Annotated in this window: 1 protein-coding gene; it reads right to left on the bottom strand. The window is 32.8% G+C overall.

What is annotated here, in order from left to right; all coding sequences use genetic code 11:
* Positions 1 to 193: 193 nt before the first annotated feature.
* A complete protein-coding gene (locus tag D8863_RS10735) occupies positions 194 to 592 on the bottom strand; it encodes a hypothetical protein (RefSeq protein WP_102210767.1) in 399 nt (132 codons plus the stop codon).
* Positions 593 to 655: the final 63 nt, after the last annotated feature.

The following is a 655-nucleotide window of genomic DNA, read 5'->3' as shown; positions in this document are numbered from 1 at the left end:
GACAAATTGTCAATTATAAAATTACCTTTTTGAGGATACCAAAAAAAGCTTGACACCAAGGCTTTTTTGTCAACATTTTTTCTAAGCTCGTACAAGCAGTGATGCTGCCTCAACATGTGGTGAGAGAAATTTCTATACTATAACACGATACAGAATAGTCAGAGTTTGAAATTATATTATGGAAGGATTCCACTCAAAGACAGCCATCCATAGTAAGGATAATTTGTGTGTGTTTGAAACCTGTATTTTTACTACTACATTCCATAACAATGTAGAAATCATCATCTTCCTCTGCTTTTACAACTATTCCCATTGAATATGGAGTTTTCCAAAGAGGTTCTCTTCCATAAAACTTTGCTACAAATTCATTTGTTGGATTTGGTGTTTCTGTACTAAAACCATTCTCAAATAGCCAAGCATGCCAATTTTTAAATGCTGGTGGAAAACCAAACATATAAATTGCTTGCATTGTAGATATTGCAAATTCCATTTCATCTTCCAAATTGATAACATACTTCTCCGTAGGATTTAGTCTATATCCATCTATAGTTTTTTCTGATTTCATACCACTATTAAGTTTAAGCTTTTTCATGATTATGCTCCTTTATTCATCTTTTGATTCTGGTCTTGCTTTGGTGTATGGTCTAGTTTCAGA

The organism is Streptococcus oralis (assembly GCF_003943825.1).
Classification (GTDB): domain Bacteria; phylum Bacillota; class Bacilli; order Lactobacillales; family Streptococcaceae; genus Streptococcus; species Streptococcus oralis_CD.
Note: the sequence above shows the minus strand (reverse complement) of the source record. Positions and strands in the feature narration are given on the sequence as shown.

Coding starts and splice junctions, on each gene's coding strand:
- D8863_RS10735 (WP_102210767.1), bottom strand. CDS start 592: ATGAAAAAGCTTAAACTTAATAGTGGTATGAAATCAGAAAAAACTATA.